This window comes from Paenibacillus sp. Y5S-9, assembly GCF_036894235.1.
In the GTDB taxonomy this organism is placed as follows: domain Bacteria; phylum Bacillota; class Bacilli; order Paenibacillales; family Paenibacillaceae; genus Paenibacillus.
This window is the reverse complement of the sequence record NZ_CP145887.1, coordinates 2,759,440-2,782,679: the sequence shown is the minus strand read 5'-3', so window position 1 is coordinate 2,782,679 and position 23,240 is coordinate 2,759,440. Positions and strand designations below refer to the sequence as shown.

General features: G+C 45.1%; 24 protein-coding genes. 2 read left to right on the top strand and 22 right to left on the bottom strand.

Translation table 11 applies throughout. The features are described 5' to 3' along the window. Positions 1 to 96: 96 nt before the first annotated feature. The 10 genes from V6669_RS12605 to V6669_RS12560 all read right to left on the bottom strand — a co-directional run bounded on the left by V6669_RS12605 (position 97) and on the right by V6669_RS12560 (position 12,127). Positions 97 to 2,007 (bottom strand): AraC family transcriptional regulator, encoded by a 1,911-nt coding sequence (locus V6669_RS12605; protein ID WP_338594100.1) that lies wholly within the window; start codon positions 2,005 to 2,007, stop codon positions 97 to 99. A gap of 236 nt (positions 2,008 to 2,243) precedes the next feature. Beyond that, the gene (gene msrB, locus V6669_RS12600; RefSeq protein WP_338594098.1) at positions 2,244 to 3,338 is read right to left on the bottom strand and encodes a peptide-methionine (R)-S-oxide reductase MsrB; all 1,095 of its coding nucleotides are present in this window, start codon (positions 3,336 to 3,338) and stop codon (positions 2,244 to 2,246) included. Positions 3,339 to 3,354: 16 nt separating this feature from the next. Continuing rightward, positions 3,355 to 3,936, bottom strand: coding sequence for a redoxin family protein (locus V6669_RS12595; RefSeq protein ID WP_338594096.1), 582 nt, complete (start codon positions 3,934 to 3,936; stop codon positions 3,355 to 3,357). Positions 3,937 to 3,954: 18 nt separating this feature from the next. Beyond that, positions 3,955 to 4,680 (bottom strand): cytochrome c biogenesis protein CcdA, encoded by a 726-nt coding sequence (locus tag V6669_RS12590; protein ID WP_338594921.1) that lies wholly within the window; start codon positions 4,678 to 4,680, stop codon positions 3,955 to 3,957. 34 nt (positions 4,681 to 4,714) lie between these two features. Then, entirely contained in the window at positions 4,715 to 5,755 is a 1,041-nt protein-coding gene (locus tag V6669_RS12585) for an ATP-binding protein (RefSeq protein ID WP_338594093.1), read from the bottom strand. Continuing rightward, positions 5,752 to 6,456 (bottom strand): response regulator transcription factor, encoded by a 705-nt coding sequence (locus V6669_RS12580; RefSeq protein WP_017688950.1) that lies wholly within the window; start codon positions 6,454 to 6,456, stop codon positions 5,752 to 5,754. The genes V6669_RS12585 and V6669_RS12580 overlap by 4 nt, the downstream gene beginning before the upstream one ends. A 77-nt stretch (positions 6,457 to 6,533) precedes the next feature. Then, positions 6,534 to 6,995 carry a stalk domain-containing protein gene (locus tag V6669_RS12575; protein WP_338594091.1) on the bottom strand — a complete coding sequence of 154 codons (462 nt, stop codon included), beginning with the start codon at positions 6,993 to 6,995 and terminating at the stop codon, positions 6,534 to 6,536. 166 nt (positions 6,996 to 7,161) lie between these two features. Further along, entirely contained in the window at positions 7,162 to 9,711 is a 2,550-nt protein-coding gene (locus V6669_RS12570; protein ID WP_338594090.1) for a glycoside hydrolase family 2 protein, read from the bottom strand. A 247-nt stretch (positions 9,712 to 9,958) separates the two neighbouring features. Continuing rightward, positions 9,959 to 10,990, bottom strand: coding sequence for a LacI family DNA-binding transcriptional regulator (locus V6669_RS12565; RefSeq protein WP_338594088.1), 1,032 nt, complete (start codon positions 10,988 to 10,990; stop codon positions 9,959 to 9,961). 189 nt (positions 10,991 to 11,179) lie between these two features. Beyond that, a complete protein-coding gene (locus V6669_RS12560) occupies positions 11,180 to 12,127 on the bottom strand; it encodes a DMT family transporter (protein ID WP_338594087.1) in 948 nt (315 codons plus the stop codon). A 141-nt stretch (positions 12,128 to 12,268) separates the two neighbouring features. Here V6669_RS12560 and V6669_RS12555 point away from each other — a divergent pair, with 141 nt between their 5' ends. Then, positions 12,269 to 13,168, top strand: a complete 900-nt coding sequence (locus tag V6669_RS12555; protein ID WP_338594086.1) for a LysR family transcriptional regulator — start codon at positions 12,269 to 12,271, stop codon at positions 13,166 to 13,168. Between the two features lie 45 nt (positions 13,169 to 13,213). Here the strand turns inward: V6669_RS12555 and V6669_RS12550 are convergent, their stop codons facing one another. The 5 genes from V6669_RS12550 to V6669_RS12530 form a co-directional block, all read right to left on the bottom strand. After that, positions 13,214 to 13,411, bottom strand: coding sequence for a hypothetical protein (locus tag V6669_RS12550; protein WP_338594085.1), 198 nt, complete (start codon positions 13,409 to 13,411; stop codon positions 13,214 to 13,216). A 30-nt stretch (positions 13,412 to 13,441) separates the two neighbouring features. Continuing rightward, on the bottom strand, positions 13,442 to 13,924 hold the full coding sequence (locus V6669_RS12545) for a tetratricopeptide repeat protein (protein ID WP_338594083.1): 483 nt from the start codon (positions 13,922 to 13,924) through the stop codon (positions 13,442 to 13,444). A gap of 196 nt (positions 13,925 to 14,120) precedes the next feature. Next, the gene (gene cyoE / locus V6669_RS12540; protein WP_338594082.1) at positions 14,121 to 14,978 is read right to left on the bottom strand and encodes a heme o synthase; all 858 of its coding nucleotides are present in this window, start codon (positions 14,976 to 14,978) and stop codon (positions 14,121 to 14,123) included. A gap of 156 nt (positions 14,979 to 15,134) precedes the next feature. Further along, entirely contained in the window at positions 15,135 to 15,701 is a 567-nt protein-coding gene (locus V6669_RS12535) for a hypothetical protein (RefSeq protein ID WP_338594081.1), read from the bottom strand. A 245-nt stretch (positions 15,702 to 15,946) separates the two neighbouring features. Beyond that, complete coding sequence (locus V6669_RS12530; protein ID WP_338594080.1) at positions 15,947 to 16,300, bottom strand: DUF3243 domain-containing protein; 354 nt, start codon at positions 16,298 to 16,300, stop codon at positions 15,947 to 15,949. 246 nt (positions 16,301 to 16,546) lie between these two features. Between V6669_RS12530 and V6669_RS12525 the strand changes: the two genes are divergently transcribed. Beyond that, on the top strand, positions 16,547 to 16,756 hold the full coding sequence (locus V6669_RS12525; RefSeq protein WP_091031540.1) for a hypothetical protein: 210 nt from the start codon (positions 16,547 to 16,549) through the stop codon (positions 16,754 to 16,756). 121 nt (positions 16,757 to 16,877) lie between these two features. Here V6669_RS12525 and V6669_RS12520 read toward each other — a convergent pair whose 3' ends face one another. The 7 genes from V6669_RS12520 to V6669_RS12490 form a co-directional block, all read right to left on the bottom strand. Continuing rightward, positions 16,878 to 17,795 carry an NAD(P)/FAD-dependent oxidoreductase gene (locus V6669_RS12520; RefSeq protein WP_338594078.1) on the bottom strand — a complete coding sequence of 306 codons (918 nt, stop codon included), beginning with the start codon at positions 17,793 to 17,795 and terminating at the stop codon, positions 16,878 to 16,880. A 348-nt stretch (positions 17,796 to 18,143) separates the two neighbouring features. Continuing rightward, entirely contained in the window at positions 18,144 to 19,775 is a 1,632-nt protein-coding gene (locus V6669_RS12515; RefSeq protein WP_338594075.1) for an S-layer homology domain-containing protein, read from the bottom strand. 215 nt (positions 19,776 to 19,990) lie between these two features. Next, positions 19,991 to 20,590 carry a nitroreductase family protein gene (locus tag V6669_RS12510; protein WP_036670536.1) on the bottom strand — a complete coding sequence of 200 codons (600 nt, stop codon included), beginning with the start codon at positions 20,588 to 20,590 and terminating at the stop codon, positions 19,991 to 19,993. Between the two features lie 149 nt (positions 20,591 to 20,739). Continuing rightward, complete coding sequence (locus V6669_RS12505; protein WP_338594073.1) at positions 20,740 to 20,994, bottom strand: hypothetical protein; 255 nt, start codon at positions 20,992 to 20,994, stop codon at positions 20,740 to 20,742. 136 nt (positions 20,995 to 21,130) lie between these two features. After that, positions 21,131 to 21,994 carry an AraC family transcriptional regulator gene (locus V6669_RS12500; RefSeq protein WP_338594071.1) on the bottom strand — a complete coding sequence of 288 codons (864 nt, stop codon included), beginning with the start codon at positions 21,992 to 21,994 and terminating at the stop codon, positions 21,131 to 21,133. Between the two features lie 65 nt (positions 21,995 to 22,059). After that, positions 22,060 to 22,608 carry a glutathione peroxidase gene (locus V6669_RS12495; protein WP_076216217.1) on the bottom strand — a complete coding sequence of 183 codons (549 nt, stop codon included), beginning with the start codon at positions 22,606 to 22,608 and terminating at the stop codon, positions 22,060 to 22,062. Positions 22,609 to 22,713: 105 nt separating this feature from the next. Then, a complete protein-coding gene (locus V6669_RS12490) occupies positions 22,714 to 23,193 on the bottom strand; it encodes a GyrI-like domain-containing protein (RefSeq protein ID WP_338594067.1) in 480 nt (159 codons plus the stop codon). Positions 23,194 to 23,240: the final 47 nt, after the last annotated feature.

The following is a 23,240-nucleotide window of genomic DNA, read 5'->3' as shown; positions in this document are numbered from 1 at the left end:
ACAGACAGCTAATCCCCTCTACTGTTCAGTCCTACATAAGAATATAAAAAACCGTGCTGCTCAGCAAAATGGGCGGCACGGTTTTTTTGAAGTTCCTTACTTAGACGGTGTATTAAGTCCAATAATCCATTCAGCCAGATCCTGTGTCTGTTTCAACAAGGCAATAGGGTCACGGAACCAGGATTGTTCTTCCGTCCATATGTACACTTTTCCATTTTTGATAGCAGGCAATGAACCCCAGATCGGATCTGCCTGAAGATCTTTTAGCTGAGACTTGCTGGTCAGCACAATGTAATCTCCGGCATACTTCGAAAGCAATTCTATGGAGAATTCATGGTAGGCGCCCTGCATCAACTCGGATGGAATGTTCTTTGGCGCTTGCAATCCAAGCAATTCGTAGATGTTACGCCCTCCCCGGCCCGACTGATTGCCAAATATGAAGACTTGGCGATCATATTCCTGCATAACGGAGAATGTAGCGTCAGCTGGAACAACGCTCTGCACCTCCTGCTTGATTTTGGCAATCTCCTCATCAAAATCAGCCAGCCACTTCTCTGCTTCCGCTTCTTTGCCAAGGACTTTACCGAAATAGTTCACTTCATCTTTCAGTGTCGGGAATGTGATGGATGCGATCGAAACGGTTGGAGCAATCTTGCTGTATTTCTCATAAGCAGCCTTGTCCGGATTCAATGTAATAATGAGATCAGGTTCCAGTTCCATCAATTGTTCAACGGAATCCCCTATCGTTTCAAGACCATCCATGTGACCTTCAAGATAAGGACTGTTCATCAGAAATTGGCCTCCACCTATCGGTTTGACACCAAGAGCAAGCACCGTTCCCAGATAATCAATGGCAGCAACTCGCTCCGGATGTGCAGGAATCTCTACCTCACCAAAGGTCGTATTTACCATTTGGGTTTCCACGACTGCCGGTTGTTCGGGTTCAGCAGCAACTTCGGATGTTTCTGCCCCCTGCTGGGCTGTTCCACAAGCACTCAATGTGAGTACAAGCGCAAGCGACATGATCGCTGATTTAAAATGGTTAAACATGTTGATTTCCTCATCTCCCTCATATTGATAATGATTATCATCATCAATTAAAGGATAACGTTCATCCCCTCCTGTTACAATGGATTGATTTGTTGCATTTAATGTACTTTTTGAAACTGATTTCGAGTTATCCTGCTGCTTCAACCGATATTGCCTCGGTGTGATACCGGTCTCTTTTTTGAATATACGATTGAAATAAAACGGGTCCATATAACCCACATACGCGGCAATCTCCTGTAATGAAGCTTCTGTGGACGCAAGCAGACTCCTTGCCTCACTCATTCGTAACCGAATCACATATTCTGTCGGTGTACATCCCGTCTGTTCCTTGAATTTACGTGATAAATATTGCGGACTGTAACTCAAGGACTGGGCAAGCGAATCAAGTGAGATGGATTCCCGGTAATGAGCTTTGAGATATCGCAAAACCTGATCGGTAAGCGAAGGCTGTTGAACTTCGTTAAACATGCGACTCCGCTGTAACAATACAAGTTGTACCAGTTGAAAAAAATACACTTTGACCTGAATTTTGCCCACTTGCTCCTGCCCTGACCAGCATTCATGTATATTCCGCACAAGCTCACGTAACTCAAGTGTATGATCCGGCACTGTCGCCCAGGACTCTTCAAACGGATTACGCTGGTTCAACATCATTCGGTACTCCACAAGCACATTGGAGGGCAAGGTTGATTTGTACAAAATCAGATGTACCTCCATAACCCCTGTCGCTTCAAGTGTCAGACGTCTTCCTTTCCCCCCATGCAGCAGCAAGAACTGGCTTGTAGTCCACACCTCTTCATCCAGCCAGACCTGCCCCCTGCCTCGAACATACACAAATGCACTCGTCGGTAACACATAATTGCGTATGAACTCGTGTGTTACGAGTGATATAAGACGCACATCAAGCACGCGAACCTGTACCTGATCCCACAGCTTGATGTCATTCTGAATTCCCATATAAACTCCCTCTCCTAAGCAATCAAACATGCACAATACCCTGGCATTGTGACTAAAAACCCACCCATAATTGATAATGATTATCAATTATAGCAATGATGCAACCATCTTTGAAGCCTACCTTCGTTTTTGTTAGATGCCGCAAAATAAAAAACGGTCGAAATCCCTCATAGAGAGATCTCAACCGTTCTAAAATTATGGCCTTATTATGTTTTGATAAAGTCAGCTGCCCTTCTCTACTCGATAAATGACAGTAAATACCCGTATCTTTCTTCCTCCATCTTGTCTAACGGAATAAACCGGATCGATGCACTGTTAATACAGTAACGTTTGCCGCCGCGATCTTCGGGACCATCATCGAACACATGACCGAGGTGGATGTCACCTGCCCGGCTTCGTACCTCCGTGCGATCCATACCAAAGCTCGTATCCGTTGTATAGGTAACAACCTCAGGTACAATCGGTTTTGTAAAACTCGGCCACCCGCAACCGGAATCATACTTATCTCGACTGGTGAATAACGGCTCTCCCGTTGCAATATCCACATACAGACCGGGCTCCTCATTATCCCAATATTCGTTACTGAACGCATGCTCCGTATCATTGTTTACCGCAACCGCATACTGTTCGTCTGTTAATCGTTCCTTTAATTGTTCATCTGTTGGACGTGGATATTGAGCGGGATCAATTCCAATCTCCAGGTCATCCAGGACAGTCATATCAATGTGACAATATCCGTTCGGATTTTTTTCCAAATAATCCTGATGGTACTCCTCCGCCAAATAATAATTCTGCAGAGGCATTACTTCCGTTACGATGGGTTGGTCATATTTTTCTTGCTCTGCCTCTACAGCTTGCTCAATGATTTTGGCATCTTCAGGCAACGTATAATAGATTCCAGTCCGATACTGAATGCCACGATCATTGCCCTGCTTATTCAAGCTGGTAGGATCAATAACTCGAAAATAAGATTCAAGCAATTTCTGCAAAGATACTTGCTGCGGATCATATTTTACATGAACAGTCTCCGCAAACCCTTGGTCCCCGCGAATAACATCCTCATAGGTTGGATTCTCTCCTTCCCCGTTGGCATAACCGGAAGTCACATCCTGAACCCCCGGAATACGAGCCATATATGCCTCCACACCCCAGAAACAGCCTCCTGCCAAGTACAGGTTACTCAGGTTTTCCTCGGAGACACTCGATGCCTTGACAGGTTGAGTGGATATCGAAGATGAAGATGCAGCTGAATGGCTCTCAGCCCTGTTTCCACAAGCAGACACAACTATCGCTATAACAAGGAGGCACAGGCCAAGCAGCGTCCTTTTCATGACACTTCCTCCCTTCTCACAAAATCTCTTGTAATGATTCCATGATCTGTTCATTGGATGCATGCCCTGGCTGCGATTTCGCTAAAATACCATCAGAGCCAATATAAAAGGAACTAGGATATGCTCTTACACCAAATTCCTTGGCCCATACACCTTTCTCATCCAAAAGAACAGTTATGTTATCATATGGCTGTTGGTCAAACCATTCGGTAAACGCTTGGGAGGATTTCTCTCCTTTGTAGTCCGGCGTCACAATCGTAATAACTTGAAAATCATTGTTTTGACCAGCCAGATTGTTCAGGTCTTCCAAACCCGCAAGGCAGATGGAACACCAGGAAGCCCAATATTTCACATACACTTTCTTGCCTTGAACATCAGAAAGTCCAACCGTGTTTCCTTTCAGATCAAGCAATGAAAATTCAGGAGCCGTCTCTCCCTTGTTCATCATGGTTGACGAACTCATATCAGATGTTGATGCTGGGGTTGATGTTGACCCCGTTTGTTTTGATTCAGTTTGCTGTGATCCACATGCGCTCAAGATCAACAGGACTCCAGCAAATACGATTACAGTTACCATCCATTTCCGTGCCATCTTCATACCAAATTCCTCCAATGATTATTGAAACCAGGTCACCAAGCTGTTTAGTCGGTCTGTCATTAACAATAGTCCCATTACAATAAGAATACAGCCGGAGGTTATTTTGATGACACCCATGTACCTGTATAAACGACGTATCCGCTTCATAACATATTCCGAAAAAACGGACAGAATCAGAAAAGGAATCGCTAACCCAAGGGTATACAGGAACATGAGAAACCCACCATACAGTGGAGAGCCTTCACCTGCGGCGATACCAAGAATGGCCGCCAGCACGGGCCCAATACAAGGCGTCCAGCCAAAACTAAACGTCAGACCCAGCAGGAACGCTCCGACATACCCTCCTCGTCTGGCATGATCGTTTGACAGCTTTCTCTCCCGTTCCAGCCAGGATAGTCGGATCAACCCGGTTTGATAAATCCCGAAAAGCACTACGATGGCTCCGCAGATCGCAATAAACACAGGACTTGAGATCAAATTACCAACGATGCCAGAACCAAAACCGAGTAAAACAAATACCAGGGACAGCCCAAGAACAAATAAAAATGTCCGCAAAACAAGTGTGGACCGCAACCGAACCGAATTGGTGTCAGGCTGCTGCTGATTCGTACCGTTGACCATGCTTCCGGATAGATAAGACACATATACCGGGATCAGCGGCAGAATACATGGCGCAAAAAACGATAACAATCCTGCACCAAAAACCCCGAAAAGAAAAACCAAATCACTGGTCAAGTCATTCACCACCTGAATAAATACTACGTTTGATTAACCAAGGTTAACGACTGACGTAGATCGGAAGCGTGAACCAGAAGCAGCTTCCTTCTCCTTTTGTACTCTGAACCCCGATCTCGCCACCATGGAGTTCCACAATCGATTGAGCGATGGCAAGGCCAAGCCCGGCCCCACCATTACTCTTGCTACGGGATTTGTCAATTCGATAAAAACGTTCAAATATCCGCGAAGTTTCCTCCGCTTCAATGCCTTCCCCTTCATCCGTAACTGAAATTCGTATAAACGGCCCCTTCTCTTCGGCAGCCAAAATGATTTTTCCTTCAACAGGAGAGTATTGAATGGCATTTTGCAGCAAATTGGAAAGGACCCGCTTCATTTGTGCAGGCATCATGACCGCGGCTGGTAATTTATCGGGCAAATCGATTTCAACGTTCAGCGTTTTCTCAGCGAGATGAAACGAAAAACTCTCCAACGTACTGAGCAGCAACTCATCGACGTGACAAGGCTGAGGGTCAAATACATCCCCTTTCGCTTCCAGGCTGGATAATTCGAACAAATCTTGAATAAGCCCTCCCAAACGCTTCGTTTCAAGTCGTATCGTGTTCAGGTAACGTTGAAAGGTTTCTTTATCCTGAATGACATCATCCTCCAACGCTTCGACGAATGACTGAATGGATGCCAATGGAGTCCGTAAATCATGGGAAACATTGGCGATCAACTCTCGTCTCGCGGTTTCTGAGTGATGCAGATGATCAAAGCTTTCCTTCAGCTTGGAACTCATTTCATTAAATTGCTGTGCCAGGAGCTTAAATTCCTGCGTACCGATGAGAGGGACTTCCGTATGGAAATCCCCTTCAGCAATGCGTATTGTCTGCTGTGTAATTCGCGCAATTGATTTCTCTAATGGCTTAGTCAGCAGATATTGAAGAATAAACGAAAGTAAGCCTACCCCTGCCGTTATAGCCGATAACCAATACAATTGTTCGATCGTAAGCAGCATTTTGGAATAACTGATGAACAAACAAATTAATAATACGCCAATGCCTGTGAGACTGGACAATACCAAGTACGTGCGAAGTTTCATGAACTGCCACCCGCAAACTTGTAGCCTATACCCCAAACTGTTTTAATATATTTTGGATCAGAAGGATTCTGTTCGATCTTCTCTCGTAATCTCCGAACATGTACAGTCACCGTTGTTGTATCTCCCTCATAGCTAAAATCCCAAATCTTGCTTAACATCTGGTTACGGGAGAACACCTGACCCGGGTGACTTGCCAGCAAATACAACATCTCAAACTCTGTAACTGTCAATTCAATGGCCTGCCCGCTGATGTGCACTTCACGCTTGGTAAAATCAATGGTAAGCCCTTCATAATTGATCGTATATTCAGATGTTGTAACAGGTGATGCCTGCGCAATTCGCATTCTCCGCAGGATTGCCTTCACACGCAAAACAAGTTCTCTCGGACTAAAAGGTTTGGTCAGATAATCATCCGCCCCCATCGTCAGTCCCATCAGACGATCCTGTTCCTCACCCCGGGCCGTCAGCATTACAATGGGCACATCCTCAGTTTGCCGAATCTCGTTGCAAACTTCCCAGCCATTCTTATGTGGCATCATCAGGTCGAGCACGATCAAGCTTGGCGTTTGGCTGTGCCACAGCTCTATAGCCTCCAAACCATCCTTGGCCGTCACGACGAGATAACCTTCCCGTTCCAGATACCTGCGACAAACGTCGGTAATATTTGTATCATCATCAGCAACCAGTACACATTCATTCAAACGAACCCACCCCATATTCCAGAAAATACATTTGAGCCAATCATATCATATGGTGATGGCGATGCTTAGCCCTTAAATTACTTCATTCCCATGACTGGCATCATGTACTGTTTAATTACAGATTCAGCCGCATAAGAATTCCCTTCATGGATGACAGGCATCGATTTCAAGTTAACTTGCATACCGTCTACCATGATTTTTTTCGATCCAATCCACAACTTAATCGTTTTCCCCGCAGGCATCATCGTTTCTTCCATCATGTTGTCATCTTTCATCATCATGTCGTCTTCCATCATGTTGTCGTCTTTCATCATCTTGTCGTCCATTTTGCCCATATACATCAAAGTTACAGATCTGTCCTTGCTGTCCCACATAATGCTGTAATCATACATTTTGGCTGCCTGTCTCAATTGAACAAGCTCCATGCCATCCTTTTTAATCGTTTTCATATCTGCAGCACTTGCCAATCCAGAAAAGGCCATAGACATCATCAATACCGCTGCTACCATCGCTTTTTTGCTCTTATTTGTTTTCATCATTCTTATCACTCTCCATTCGTTTATTACTTACATGGATTACAATAAGCAAGATTGCTTACGATTCTCTAAGCGAAGTATTACGAAACCATTACGATATATAAATGAGGTCAGGTCTCAATAAAAAAACGGTTGAAATCTCTCTTACGAGAGACTCCAACCGTGTCTTCTAGGTCAAACGAATAAAATCAATCATGGATCGAACCTCGATCGGTCCCGGATTTGATATCACATCATTAGACTGCAATCCCTCTCTGGAAGTGAACTGCACCTTCACCGGAATGCCAGGAATCAAGTCGAAGAAGTTATCCGAGAAGACACCCTCCACATCCGAAGATAGCCATACCTGTTTAGCAAGCACGTCACTTTCCAGTACCAGATGAACGCCGTTCTCATCCGCTCCCCCGCTTACATTGATGTTTGCAGGCTGCAGAGCAAGGTCTTTGGACGGTACAAAATAGTGTTCCTGTACGATATTCGCCGCACCTTCCTGTTTCAGATCCAGGCGCAGCAGCGTGTTAGCTGTATCATGACCTTCAAGCCACTCCGCGTTACGTAATGACAGCACTCGTTCACCTGTATTAGGTGCCAGGGTCACGTCATGTGTTTCATCACGATGCACCGTTCCATCGAACCCGAGCAAACGAATCTGTAACTGCCCTTTTACAGGTTGTAATTGATCCGAGATGATATATATATCTGTTGTATCTTCTTTGGTTCCATCTACCGATACCAACACATCGCTGAAGCTGCGTTTCGCATAATATTGCAATGCTTTCCAGCGACCAAGGTAGTCCATACCTGCCCATGAAGCTACCGGCCAGCAATCATTCATTTGCCAGTAAAGTGTGCCCATGCAGAATGGTTTGCGGCGACGGTGCGCTTCAATGGCTGTCTTCATCGCTTCCGCCTGAAGCACCTGGCTCATATACAGGAACGATGGGAAGTCCTTCGATTCATGCATGTACATATCCATGTACTGTTTGATCAGACGATTGCCTGCCCCATTCTTCTGATGAGCCAGCATGACTTCCGATTCCAGAGCCAGATCCTCTTCTTCTGCGTAAGTGCGTACTGACTTGTACTCCGGAAAAGACTGGAATCCGTATTCACTCATGAAACGACCCACATGCACGTTGTAGTTCTCGAATGGTTCTACATTGTGCCACACGCCCCAGTAGTGGATATCCCCTTCAGCTGTGGATGGGTGCGCATGTTGCGTCTCATCCCCTGTCAGTGATACCAGTGGTGAGGAAGGCCAGTAATCCACACCTGGAGCATACGCTTCAACGACTTCTGGCAGCAGATCATGGAAGATGGCTTCGTAATCGGCCCAGATGCTTTCACGCTGCTCGGCAGTAAATTCCTTTTTCCAACCCCAGCCACCATTCTCAACATAGTGCGCCCACGCCGAATCAATCTCGTTGTTCCCACACCAGAGTGCAATACTTGGATGGTTGCGCAGACGTTTCACATTATCAATGGCTTCATGTCTTACACTGCTCAGGAACGCTTCGTCTCCCGGATACATGCTGCATGCAAACATGAAGTCTTGCCATACCAGGATTCCATATTCATCACATAGTTCGTAGAACACATCCTGCTCATAGATTCCGCCACCCCACACGCGCAGCATATTCATATTAGACTCGGCTGCGGATACGATCTCATGTCGATAACGTTCACGAGTAATTTCGGTGATGAAGCTATCATTTGGAATGTGATTGGCCCCTTTGGCAAAGACCGCAACACCGTTTAGTTCAAAATAAAAGGATGCTCCCGCTTCATCTTTGTCACGTACCAGCCGAATGGAACGAAGCCCAGTCTTCACTGTAGATTCAGCCACAGCTCGCTCACCTTGAAGCACTTCGGTAAGGAAGGTGTACATATGCGGATCACCAAGCCCACGGCTCCACCACAGTTTCGGTTCGTCAATGGAGATTGGAATCTCCACAGTCTTAGTTCCTGGTTGTAGCGATACGGATCTTTCCCATCTCTGTCCATCTGCGCCGATACGAATAATCGTATCTACCGCTTGGGATGTCTCGACTTCCACAACAGCCGTTAATGAAGCTGAGGTAGCGCTTACTTCATTTTGCTGGATATACACATCATTGATTCGTACCTGTGTCCAACCTTCAAGACGTGCTTCACGCCAGATCCCACTGGTTACAAAACGCGGACCCCAGTCCCAACCATAGTGATACGGGGCTTTACGTGCAAAAATACTTACTCTTTTATCGCCAAGTCCGCCAACATCGGACTGATCATTCGATGCAGGTAATGCATATCCGAGCTTCTCCAGCTTAGGCAGATCTTCCTGAATCGGTGACCGAAAACGTATTCGGAGAATATTACCGTTCCCCTTTAATACGGACTTCACATCCGCCTTCCATACCCGGAACATATTATCTGCTGATAACACATGCACATCATTCACATACACATCCGCATATGTATCCAGACCATCAAACACCAGTTCCAGATGTTCCTGAGCGAACAACGCTTCGGCAACATCAAATTCTGTCTGATATTCCCAATCTATCTTATCAATCCATTGTACTTCCTTCTCGTTTGTTCCATAAAAAGGATCTGGAATCTTGCCCAGCTTCAGCAAATCTGTATGCACACAGCCGGGCACCTGAGCCGGCATCCACTCTTGATCTTCGCAAGCCTTGAACGTCCAATTCTGAAAAACATGTGATTGTATTGTGCTCATGACAGCCTCCATTGTTGTTAGAGTTGGTAAATACTATTTTGTTAGGTTTTGTTATTATAAAAACAAATAACTTACAAAACAAAATTAACACGATATGCTTCTTATAGTCAATCTGTTTTGTGATTTAATTTGTTAAACAATCTCTGCATAACAAAAAGACATGAAGCTCTAACCTCTCCATGTCTTTCACCTGATTTCATTTACCCGTATGATCATTGTTAAAATGAGCCCGTAAATTCATATCCCATTACAGTATACTGGCGTTATATTCATCACGAATAATTAATTCCGAATAGATCAGCTTGCGTTCATAAGGTTCATCCAGGTGTTTGATCCGCCATAATAGCTGGTCTACTGCTCTCGTTCCCAGATTCTCTTTGTTAATATGTACCGAAGCAAGAATGGGTTCATCCGTCTGCGTATTGTCAAATCCGGTTACGGCACAACGTTCGGGCACCTGAATGCCTCGACTTTGGAGTGCCTGAATGACATTGACAGCTGTATGGTCATTTGCACACACGATAACTTCAGGGATATCCTCCAGCTCCATTTCAGCAATGGATCTCCGGATCTGATCATACTCTGGTCCCAGCAAGCCGTCTTGTTGTTCCCCCTCCAACTGCTTCTCTTCCAGCACCGTACGATATCCAAGCCAGCGTTCTCTAAAACTTGCTGCATCGGGCAGTTGCCCGGCAAACTGGAACCTTCTATACCCTTTTCCAATGAGCATGAGAACCAGTTCTTTCATACATTTCATATTGTCCGTAAAAACCGAGTCTGCGTATATGGCAGGGTCTTCATGGTCCACCATGACAAGCGGAATACGCAGTCTGTAAATCTCCAGCAATACCGATGTCGAGATGGTGCCCACGGTAATAACTCCGCTGATTGCTCCGGGATTAAGGACCGAGAACATCCGATCTGAAGAGGGTTCTGTCAGCGTTAAAATATCCATCCCCTTCTCATTCAACCTCTCAGAAATGCCATCAAACACAGGCCCCCAGTATAAGGAAGCTCGATTCTGAGAACGAATGTTGGGAAACAAAATTAATATCGTACCTTGTCGCTCCACTTCTGGCTTCATCTCCGCTGATATCTGTGTCTCCCCCGGATAACGCTTAGGCTCAGTTCTGAAATACCCAAGCTGCCCCGCCGTTCTGACAATCATCTCGCGTGTATGCTCACTCACACCAGGCTTGCCTGTCAGCGCACGGGAGACTGCGAATTTGGACACCCCCGCAGCATCCGCAATTTGCTGCATCGTTACTCTTTTGGCCATCCTACTCACCCGTTTTTCCTAATTTTCCATTCAGTGTAGCATAAAAAACAAAATTCAACAAAACAAGGTTATGTTATTCTGTTTTTGTTAGGTAGTTGTTTATCTGTTACACAAGGTGTATGACATAACCAAAAAAGGCCCTCTCCCCACCTTCCATAGAAGATGACGAAAGGACCCTTTGTCCGCCAATTATACGCCTGGTGCTCCCTGATCCCCAAGTTCCGACTGTAAAACCGGGCGTTTTCTGCGCCAGAAGATAGGCTGTGGAAGTTTGATCTCTGTGATCAGAACACCGACCAACATCAAAGCTGCTCCTGCATATCCTTGCAACGTTAGCGATTCCCCTTGAAAGGTAAATGCAAATGCTGCTGCAAACAGTGGTTCGAGTGAAAAAATCAGACTTGTTCTTGTAGGAGAGGCATGACGTTGCGCGAGTGTCTGCAGAATATACCCCAAGCCGCTACACAAAACACCTAAGCCGAGAATCGCTGCCCAGGATTCAGCCGTAGCGGGCATACGTGGCGTTTCCAGCATAAATGTAGCTGCAATTCCCCACATCGCTGCAACACCTAATTGAACTGTCCCCAATGTTAATGGATCATGCTTCGGTGTGAACTTGCCAGCAATCATTATATAGATGGCATACACAAGTGCTGCTAGTATGCAGAGAATATCCCCCGTGTGCAGACTAAGCTGATGCTGAAGCGTCAGCAAGCCAAGCCCGGTAACTGCAACCAGGATACTGAGCGTCAATCTTTTGTCCGGCATACGACGATGCTGGATGGTCGTCAGGATCGGTACAAAAATAACCGCCAAACTTATTAGGAATCCCGCTTGGGATGTCGTTGTTCGTTGCACACCATAGGTGATGAATACAAATGCAGCGAATAAAGCTGTCCCCATAATAGCTCCTGCCACAAGTGTTCTGCGATCCATGTTAAACAACCGCCGATGAAAAAGAAGTCCTGCCGCAATAAAGGCAATTCCAAAACGAAATGCGACCAGATTCAATTCTTGCATGGACTCCAGGCCCGATTTCATAAACAGGTAGGATGATCCCCATATAACCGTTGCGAGCAGCATCTGTATGTCCGCTCTTCTTGTTGCCTGACCTTGATTAACATGTACACCATTCATCTTGCTTCAACCTTCATTCTATGTATTCTGAGCTGTGTGATCGTGCGTCAAACTAACTCGCCTTGGCAAGTATAAACGATCTCTTTGCATTATTAAAATGAATATTTATAATGTATTATATGAAATAAACTCATACATTAAATGAGGGAAGGAACGGAACCGTTCATGTCACTGATCAAATACGAAATATTGAATACCGTTTTGGAATATGGCAGTCTCACCAAAGCAGCAGAAGCATTAAACATCACCCAATCCGCCGTCAGCCATGCCATCGCCAGTCTGGAGACAGAATGTGGTTTTTCACTGCTCCATCGCGGCCGCTCCGGGGTGCGGGTTACCGCTGAAGGCGAACGTATTCTAGGATACACACGTGAGATTCTGCGCTGGACGGAACTGATGAACCAGGAAATCTCCCTCATTCGCGGCGCGGAGATTGGTACGGTGCGTATTGGCACCTTCGCCAGTGTCTCCACACAATGGTTGCCAGGCATCCTGAAACAATTTCGCCTGCGTCATCCAGGAATTGAGATCAAGCTGTGGGAGGGCGATTATGCTGAGATCGAGGGCTGGCTGGCTGGAGGTGCCATCGATCTCGGATTTCTGTCCCTCGGCGATTCATCACCTTTTGAGACGATCCCATTGCAAAAAGACAGGATGATGTGCATCCTGCCTCTGGACCATCCTCTTGCCTCAGAGGAATCTGTTTCGTTTGATATTCTGCTGGAGCAACCCTTTATTCTGCCCAAATGGGGCGGAGACAACGAGATTGAACGGCTGATCCGGCAGCATGCAGCCAAGCTCAATGTCGTCTATGAAGTCGCAGAAGATCAAGCCATCATGGCGATGGTCCGTAATGGTCTGGGTATCAGCTTGTTGCCGGAAATGGTACTTCAAAATCATACTGATTCGCTCGCGCTCGTGCCACTCACTGGAGATCCTTATCGCACGATTGGCATGGCCTGCCCGTCTTTGGTTAATCTATCGCCAGCTACGCGGCGTTTCATTGAAGAGGTGCAACAGTGGCTCAGCCAGGCTATGTAAGTAAATTCGGAGAATCACTACCTTTGTTGGTATGATCCATTCCTCCTATCCGGTACTCACAAATTGGATAACACCAAGAGTCAGCAGCAGTACAAATATAACAGCAATTGTGATACCCAAACCGATCAGGAAGCGCTTGCCAGGTGAGCGTTTGTTCTGCTGGTTGCGTCCCAGGCTATCCAGCTTCTGCTCAATTTGATCTAACCTTTCATTTACCTGTTTCAGATCTTGATTGGAGTTCATTATCCATCTCCCCTTTTCTGCATAATCGGTCTATTCCCACACCCGATCGAGCTGATCTGCGTAGTAACGGATTGCTCTGTTATAGTCATTGATTCTCTTGTCACTTGATGTATCCGCAAGTTGTACGAGCAGTCTTTGCATCGCTTCTGCATGTTCACCCAGATTATAGAGCACCATGGCATAGAAAACTTCAAATTCCCGGTACGCCGGGAATTCTTTCATGCCCGTTTCAAACCAAGCCTTTGCCTGCTCATACTGTCCAAGCGTTCGATATGTACTGCCTAGTCCAAGTATTGCACCTGCTCTGTCCTCGCCAGAAAGTCCAAGACTCAGTGCCTTCTCATAATGCGGGACAGCCTCCCGCTCCAATCCAAGCGAATCATGTGCCCAAGCCAGCTGATACCAAACATTCGCATTCTCGGGTTCCTGGACTGTAATCTCTTGCAAAAGTTCAATCGCTTCCTGCACCTTTCCTTCTTGTCTCCATCGTACGACCTGTTCCAAATCACTCATGATGTCACTTCCCATCTTGCATTATAATTTCCACATATATGATTCAATTGTTTTATTATACCAAAAAAGCACACTGGAGAATATGTTGTAACAACTCAAGGTTGTCCAAACGCTATTCCATCGTGTGCTTTTTCATTCGATGCAGCCAGCTAGCTTAAGCTGAAATCTCTCTGAAAATGATCTGTTCATCACTTAATTAAGACCATGTCGTATTCGCTACCATGACAATAAATACAAGCATGAGATAGTTCACCGAGATCAGAAAGTTCACTTTTGCCCATTTCTCATCATCCTGAGTCTTCAGTCCGCTAAGTGTATGCACGAACCAGATCAGTCCACCGACCAGAGATACAATCAGAAATACCAGACCAACGTAGTCGTAATAATACAACAGAAATACAGCAGGAAGCAGCAGAAAAACATAAGGAATCATCTGAAACTTGGTGCGTTTCACCCCTTTAACCACTGGCAATAACGGGAAGCCCGCAGCACGATACTCCTCTACCCGGCGAATACCCAATGACCAGAAATGTGGTGGTTGCCAGAGGAACAAAAGCGCGAACAGCAACCAGGCTCCGGCATCAATCTCATTGGTTACAGACGTATAACCGATGACAGGCGGCATCGCTCCGGCAATTCCACCCAGCGACGTGCTCCACGTCGAACTGCGTTTCAACCACATCGTGTAAATCACGATGTAAGCGAACCACCCAAGCAGTGCCATCCAGCCTGATAACGGATTCACCAGGAGATACAGTACTGCTAGTCCCACAACACCAAGGATAATGCCATAGCCAAGTACAAACCCTGGCTTCAGATGGTTGATGTAATCCATCCTTTTTTTGGTGCGCTCCATCTTTTGGTCCAATTCACGATCCCAATAATTGTTGATTACACAAGCTGAAGCAATAACCAAGGTTGATCCAATCACGACCATGAGCAGAGATAACCAGTTGATATCCCATTTTGAAGCTACCCAGAATCCTACCGCCACCGCAAACACATTTAACCTTAGAAGTCCGGGCTTAGTTAATGCAATCATGTCTTTAAGCATGAGGCTCCTCCTGAACTATGTAAAAACGCCATTCCAATAATGATACATGTACCTACCATTAATTACAATCGCTTTCATGAATTTGTCATAACCAAAAAGCATCCCTCACCGTTCAATGAACAGGAGGAATGCTTGAATGATGAATTTCATCTTATTTTATGGGATGTATTGTTGCACAATTTTAGTAACTTTTCCGTCCTGCACCGTCAGATGATACGGGAATACGGACAGATCAAGAATACGGGTATTCTCATACAATGATTCGAACTTGGATAATGTCACAGGTTCATTCCACTGAATGTCTGCGCCCTGCATCGTACCATCCCGATCATACAACTGCATCAACACTTCAGCATTGGCACTAACCTCAACTTGTTCCTGCTCTTTGCTATCGTTGACAATATAGTAACCATCTGGAGCACCGTCTATACCAGCTTCCGGATTGCGCTGTGCAAAAATCGCATCGGCTTCTTCACCCTGATACCAGCCAATCTTGTCCACTGTCATAAACAATTTGCCGTCTTCTATATGCATACCTTCAACATAGGCTGTAAACATCTCGGAGTTTGCAACTTGAGCTTCTTTCGCAGAAGGTTGTTGAGCGTCCGTACTACTTTGAGCATTCGCAGGGGTAAGTAAATATGTAGTCAGCACAATCATACCAAGTAAAGCAACAACTGCACCGATCATTCCTAGTTTCCATTGTTTTGTCGCGTTCTTCATAGGTAACATCTCTCCTTAATATGAACGTTACTATTCCTTAACCGGAAGTCTTGATTCTCAAACGCTCATGTGAACTATCGATTCCAACGTTCTTTCTTTTCCTATCATACTTGGAACAGGGATTATAAAAGTATCAGCCAGATTAAAAATAGTTACAATGTGCGTCATCACTCCTGTCTGTAGTCTCCGTAAACGGCAATAACCCCTGAAGGCATCGCCATTCAGGGGTTATTAACTTACTAATCTTAATGATTGGGTGTGGAACTTTGTGCCAATCGAACGAGCATGTGAGCCAGCATGTGACGTTCCTCTTCCTTGCCGACATTCCACAGCTCCTGCAGCAGTTTTTCTTCACGATTACGGGGTTCCTCCCGAGCTGCCAGATGATCCGCTACTTTCTCGGCAATTTTAGCCATCTGCTCCTCACTTAGTCCAATCGATTCTCCCATGGCAATTCGCTTACCCAGGTATTCTTTGAACGCATCAAAGTTCTGTAAAATCTGTTCTCTTTCTTCCGGCGCAATCTTCTCGATTGCATTGTCCACCTTGTCAGTTGAAACTTGGCCATCTTTATGGATTACATGATTTTGTTCATTCATCTGAATAACCTCCTGTATAATAGTTGTTTATTGGTTTTAAGCTTTAAACTTAATACTCATTGGTTATCTATAATATAAACGTATTGCAGAAGTTTAATCAGTACGTTCAATTCTGTATATATCTTCTATATATGAACAAGTACGCGTTTCAAAAGAACTACAGCGGTTAATCGTTTACATATACGTAACGGTGTTTGGATATGTTAATGAACACCTTATACAATATCGAACCAGGAGGGATTTCCCATGCGTGATAAAACCAAACATGAGAAGACAAACGATGAACTTGAACCAGGAGTGAATACCGTTATCCATCCAGACAAAAATAACCCCGGACCAACCGATATGATCGAAGGCGTGGTTGGTGATATCGTGGACAACATTCGCAAAGATTTCTCCCATGAATCGAAGGACAAGACGTCCTCTTCCAAGTCAAAGGATTCATCAGACAAATAAGCGTAATCTTTTTCTTCCTAACAAAAGACAGCTCAAAAAGTCCTCCTGCCACATGTATGGCTTGGGAGGACTTTTTGGTAATGAATAATGGAATAATCAACCTCATAGCTGGAGGTGAAATTCAACGTGAATCCTTTGTCATCTGCTGTAACGCTTTATGAATCCAGATCGCGGCAATGGAACCTTCACCCATTGCAACGGTTGCTTGTTCTGCGTGCAGTCCTAAATCCCCGGCTATCCATACATTATTCGCTGCCTGCAAGCTGCGCGGATCAGCTTCCACATGTTTATTATCTGCGATTACAGCTCCCAGTTGCTCCGCCAGTTCATAGTGTACACGATTGCCTCCAAATGCGATAAACCCACGCTCCGACTCAAAAATCTGTCCATCTTCGGTCAGAACACCGGTGATATGGCCATCCTCAATCTGTTGCACTTCCTGAACAGCCGCTTCCAGATAACGAACGCCCGCCTCTTTCATGCTGCGATGAAGCTCTGCAGATATGGGAGCCTGCTCATGATTGATATATAACAGATCATTCGTACGCTGAATTAAAATCATCGCCATATTGGCACCTGCTTCGCCAGATCCCAATAGTACCGTACGTTGATCCTGAATCTCATAACCATCGCAATCAGGGCAGACATAGACTGTTCGGCCCAGCGTAGGGGTTAATCCTGGAATATCCGGCACTCTATCTGAAAGCCCTGTTGCCAATAACACGGTTTTGCTCCTATATTCAGCGCCTGAAGTACCGAACAATTGAATCTTCTCTCCATGACGGCCCGCTTTAACAATACGGTCTTTCTCAAAAGATACACCCGTCCGCTCTGCCTGCATCCTGCCTCGGGCTCTGAGCTCTTCACCGGATACCCCATCGGGGAAACCGAGGATATTATGATAAGTCCGGCACAACGTCGATCTGCCTTCTCCCGCGTCGATTACCAACACCTGATGAGCTGAATAACGTCCAAGCTGAATGGCTGCCTGAAGCCCTGCGAGCCCTCCACCTACAATTATGCAATCAACCTCTCGCATGCTCCTTCTCCTCCTGAACTATATACATTGAACTAACAAATATTTACACTGGTCACTCCGATGACAGAACAACCTTCCGATCGCTGTTATCCCCAGATTTTTTTAATACCTTTTACAAAGGGTAAATCCGGGGATAAAGGCGAACGCTTCGCTTCTTCAGGCTCTTTCTGTCCTCTCCGTTTTGTGTAAATGTTTAGTTCAATATATCTATATTTTGTCCTTATATACATTAAACCGTTCAGCCAAGCTTAAACGATTCCTCATATTGCTTATCTTATACCAAAACAAACAGACCCAAACCATCCGGCTGTATCCCGGTCCGCTTGAGTCTATCAGATTCATGAATATTTAGAAGTTATACGATTCAAATCGCGAAGCATTCGAAATGGCGTTCCATACATCGGCTGTTTCGCCGCCCATATACCAATAAGCCAGTCCAGCGATTTGCCGTTGCTCACTCATTAACACTTTGGCTGATAACGAACGACTATCCTCTGCCCATATATATCTTGGCTTACCATTACTGTTGTACCCAATAATATATTGAACCAGACTTGCATCCCACCGTCTTACAGATCCCGTGGTATGCGCACGCGTTCCCTGTTCTGACAGTGTAATGTCCCAAGAGCTGGTTGCCGGATTCACGGAAGACCAGTCTCGTGTATACAATGGAAGGGCCAAAATTGTTTTGGCACGTACGACCTCGGAGAGCATGGTATCCAAAGCCTTTTCCACCCATGGAAGAGACGCCACTGATCCTGCTTTCGGATCACCGTTCCAGTGTTCCTCGTATCCCATCAGCACCATATAATCCGATACAGCGCCCAGTTTGGCATAATCAAATGCATCCGTCCAATCAGTACCCAGGTCTGGCGAAACGTCCACGGACACCACAGCACCAAGTGCGTGCAACGTAGCCGTCAAAGAGGTCACAAATGCCGTCAACCCTTCACGATCCGCAGGATCAACATTCTCGAAGTCCACATTAATGCCGTCCAGTTTATAGGTTTTGACATAAGCGGCTACCTGTGAGATCACTGCCGCTCGGTTGGCTGAGCTTGATAACATCTGATGGGTAAGTGCCGAATCGGAACGATTCCCAAGCAATGGCCATAACTGCCTGTCTGTGGCGGATGCCCAAGAGATCAATGCAGGGTCCGCGTGATCTGTTACTTTCATACTGCTGTTCAGGAAAAACCAGCGCGGGACAAGCGTATTCACTTCAGATTGTTCCACTTGCTTCTTGAATTCAGCTGTAGTGGAGTTGTATTGCCAGCCCAACTGAACGCCAAGTTCATCCCCACGTTGTAACTGCTCAGACCATGTTTTCTTTTGTAAAATGGCATCGAGCATTACGGCTGCTTCTTCGCGCGTTACCTGATCATGTGGTCGGAACACGCCTCCGCTTCCCTTCATCAGTCCAAGCTGATATACCGTCTGCACATAAGGGCGTGCCCAGTCCGAAATATCATCTGCGTCAAAATAGGTTGAAGATAAGAGTGATGTCTCTACGGGTTGTTGTTTCAACATTCGAACAAGAAGGGCGGCCGCTTCTTCGCGCGTAATGGAAGCATTAGGCTGGAACGTCCCCTGACCCTTACCCTCCAGAATAAAAAGATTGGTCATGGCGGCAACGTTGCCGTAATACCAAGCATTCATGCTTATATCCTGGTAGGGATTAATATTATTTTTAACGGGCTTCAAACCTAGCAATCTCACCGCAAACGTCGCAAACTCTGCACGAGTAACGGCTTTCTTCGGTTCAAATGTAGTCTCTGACGTACCGGCAGCAATGCCTTTGTCCACCAGATGTGTAATGGCATCCTTCGCATAACTGGTACGCGTATCCTGAAACTGTTGCTGCACGGTTGCAGCCTGAACGGTAGAGCCGTATCCAGCCACCGATCCAAGTGTTAATAAACCGCATAAAGCCATTTTCCATATCCGTTGGTTCGTTATGTCTTTTAATCTATTATTCACATCAAAAAGCCTCGCTTCATTGGATTACGATCAACTATCATCGTATCAAATTGAAGCGAGGCCGTATGTGGTTAAATGTTGGGAAATGCGAAGCTTACTTAAATCAATTTCATAACTCATTAAAATGAATTTATGTAACTAGATATAGACAAATTGAAACGTTTTGATCTATATCTAGCCTTGATTGAAGCAGCTAAAGGTATTATGAAATTGATTTACTTGTGTACTTTTACGCGCTCTTCAATGGGTTGGAATTCTTTCTCACCCGGTGCTGCCGTTGGTTTACCAAATGGCATCTGAGCGATCAATCTCCAGTTCTCAGGAATGTTCCATTCTTGCTTCACTTTCTCGTCAATCAACGGGTTGTAGTGCTGCAAAGATGCACCCAGACCTTCTTGTTCCAGAGCAGTCCAGATTACCAGTTGCAACATGCCGTTGGATTGGTTAGCCCAGATTGGGAAGTTATCTGCATAAGCTGCAAAATTTTGTTGAAGCTGTGCGATCGCATTGTTATCTTCGAAGAAGAGAACTGTACCATATCCGCTGCGGAATCCAGTCATTTTCTCTGCTGTGGATTTGAAGGCTTCTTCATTGCCTACGACTTCACGCAAAATTTCTTCTGTGTGATTCCACAATTTATCATGTTGTTCACCGAGCAATACAACGGCACGGGATGTTTGTGAGTTGAAGGAAGTTGGTGTATATTTCACCGCTTCTTCTACGATTTCCTGGATTTTAGCATCTGAAATTGTAGATTCCTTGCTGATTCCATAATAAGATCTTCTGTTTTTCAACGCATCAAAAAAAGTTGTCATTCTTATTCGCCTCCCAAAATTTTTTTTTCAATTGCCAACATAGTAACTATAATATAGTAACGTACATTAGTCAACAAACTAATTTATTTTCACTAAATATACATTCACCGAAAACATTTCAACAAGTTTGCCCAAAACAGCAATTGGAATTATCCTTCTCCCGTCTTTTTGCGATAATCTGCCCGGTATTTCTCTTCAGTAGACGAGTTGCTTTTTGTCTGATCTTTATTCTTCTCTTCCTGAGCTTCCATATTCAGATCTTCCATCGGAATTGGATCTACAGTCTGTTCTTCTTCATGTCGGTCAAGCTGACTTTCGTGCTCTGTCTTATATTGTTCAGGATTGTCATGGGACTGTTCCTGATGGGTATCGCTGTTATTCTGATCCGGTGTGCGCTGTTTCATTCATAATCGCCTCCTCTGGGTTCATTACCTTTCTTTACCTGTTCTGCGTGTCCTCTAAACACAGTGATATGCATTCCTCGAATGAAAATCAACAAAAAAAGCCAACCAGACAAGCTGGTCAGCTTACAGAGGGCTTCTATGATTGGCGATGCAATTGGGTACGGTACAGATCAGGCGAACATCCCACACTTTGTTTGAACATCCGACTAAAATGCGAAAGGCGTTTGAAACCGGACAATCGACTTGCTTCTGTCACGGTGATCTCAGGCTGAAACTGAAACAAAAGCTTCGCCTGATTGATACGGCGGTCATACAGGTATTTGAATATCGTCAAACCTGTCATTTCCTTGAACATGCCCGCCAGATAAGGCTTGGACAGATGTAATTCCAGTGCCAAATCATCCAGACCAATGTCCTTCATATAATGGGTATCCACATAACGAATGATATGCTGCACATGCCGCTCCCTCTCCGATGAGGGAAGTTGTTCTTCGACATCACCCTGGCAGATCTCTGCTACAAAATACAACAGATCACACAGTCTGACATTCATTCGCTCTTGCCTGAAATTGCTCTGACTTTGAGACAGACGATGAAGATCATGCAATAGCGCTTCGAATTCAGAGCGGCTATCTCCCTTCAGATTAACCCGGCAATTTCTGAGTTCTTCAAATGGTCTCAGGACCTCAGCCATACGGTCCGGATGCAAGCTGCTGCGAATGGCAGACGGATCAAAATGCAGTGTGCTTCGCTCATAAGCACTGCCTGGTTTCGGATGTGGTCGATGAAGAGTCAAGCCATGCATCAACACCAGATCACCCGGCTCAAGGTTATATACCCGGTCTCCTATGATATAGGTACATTCTCCATCATGAAAATAATAAATCTCATAATGTGGATGGGAATGGAATCCATCTGACTTGCCTGGGTTAAACGTGCTGGTGGATCGGTAACTGTACTCCAGTGAAGCACTAAATTGCATCATGCTCGGCACATTCATGCACCTCCTGTTCGGAAGAGGGAAACGATTTGTGTCATGCCCCTGTAGGATATATGAAAGTGAAATTATAGAAGCTGTTTAATACTCTCTTGAATCTCGTCGATGGAGTCGATAGGTTCGAAGCGTCTGACCACACGCCCCTCTGCATCAATCAGGAATTTCGTGAAATTCCATTTGATTGCATCGCCGTGTAACCATTCTGGTGCCTTCTCAGCCACCATTAATTTCAATAATTTGGCCTGTATATCTGTTTCATCAAAGCCAGCAAAAGGCCCTGATCTTTTCAAAAAGTCGTAGAGCGGGTGTGCCGCTTCTCCATTCACATCCAGTTTGGAGAACATCGGAAATTTCACACCATAGTTAATCTGGCAGAACGATTCCGCTTCCGAACTGCTTCCAGGCTCCTGCTCCGCAAACTGGTTGCAAGGGAAACCAATAATCTGAAGCCCTTGATCCTTGTACTGGTCATACAGCTTCTGCATGTCATCAAACTGGTGCGTATATTTACATTTACTTGCCGTGTTTACGATGAGCACAGGTTTTCCTTCATATTGATAGAGCGGGAAACGCTCTCCACTGGTTCTGGTTACGGTAAAGTCGTAGATGGTTGGCATAAGTCTAGTGCACCTCGCGATAATTATGTAGTCATACAGCATCATATGTCATTGTTAATTATATACGAAGTTTGAACTATTGTATTGCGGAAAGATTGCCGAGATTTACGATTGCAAAGCTACATATATATCAATCTCATTATTGGGACTTTCCGGTTGATAACGCTCATCCCAAATTTCAAAATCATAATCTTTGGGTTCATGTCCCGTCTCACCAAACCACTGTCCATATATATAATCATATGTATCACCAATCTCTGACTCAATCCCTCGATGCGTGCACGTCACATACTGACTGTCAGGGATCTCATGACTTATCATCTCTGAAGGAACATTCTCCGAACTAATTACTTCATATCCTATTAGATGTGTAAACTTATCTGTCTTTGCGTTGAAATCCTCGTTCACCGGGTAAATCTGCATCAACATGACGTTGTCATTTTTTCGATGTTGAAATTCATCTTTTCTCTCAACAAGCTTATGATAGCGGCTCTTGCCCAGACCCGATTCGAACTCTTCTAACGTAGCTACGATTGAATATCCTACAACGCAAAAAGCGGGCAATGTGATCACTTTCATTTCCATGAGAATCTCCTCCAATTGATAAACTCAGATCATGGATTAATTCTCCC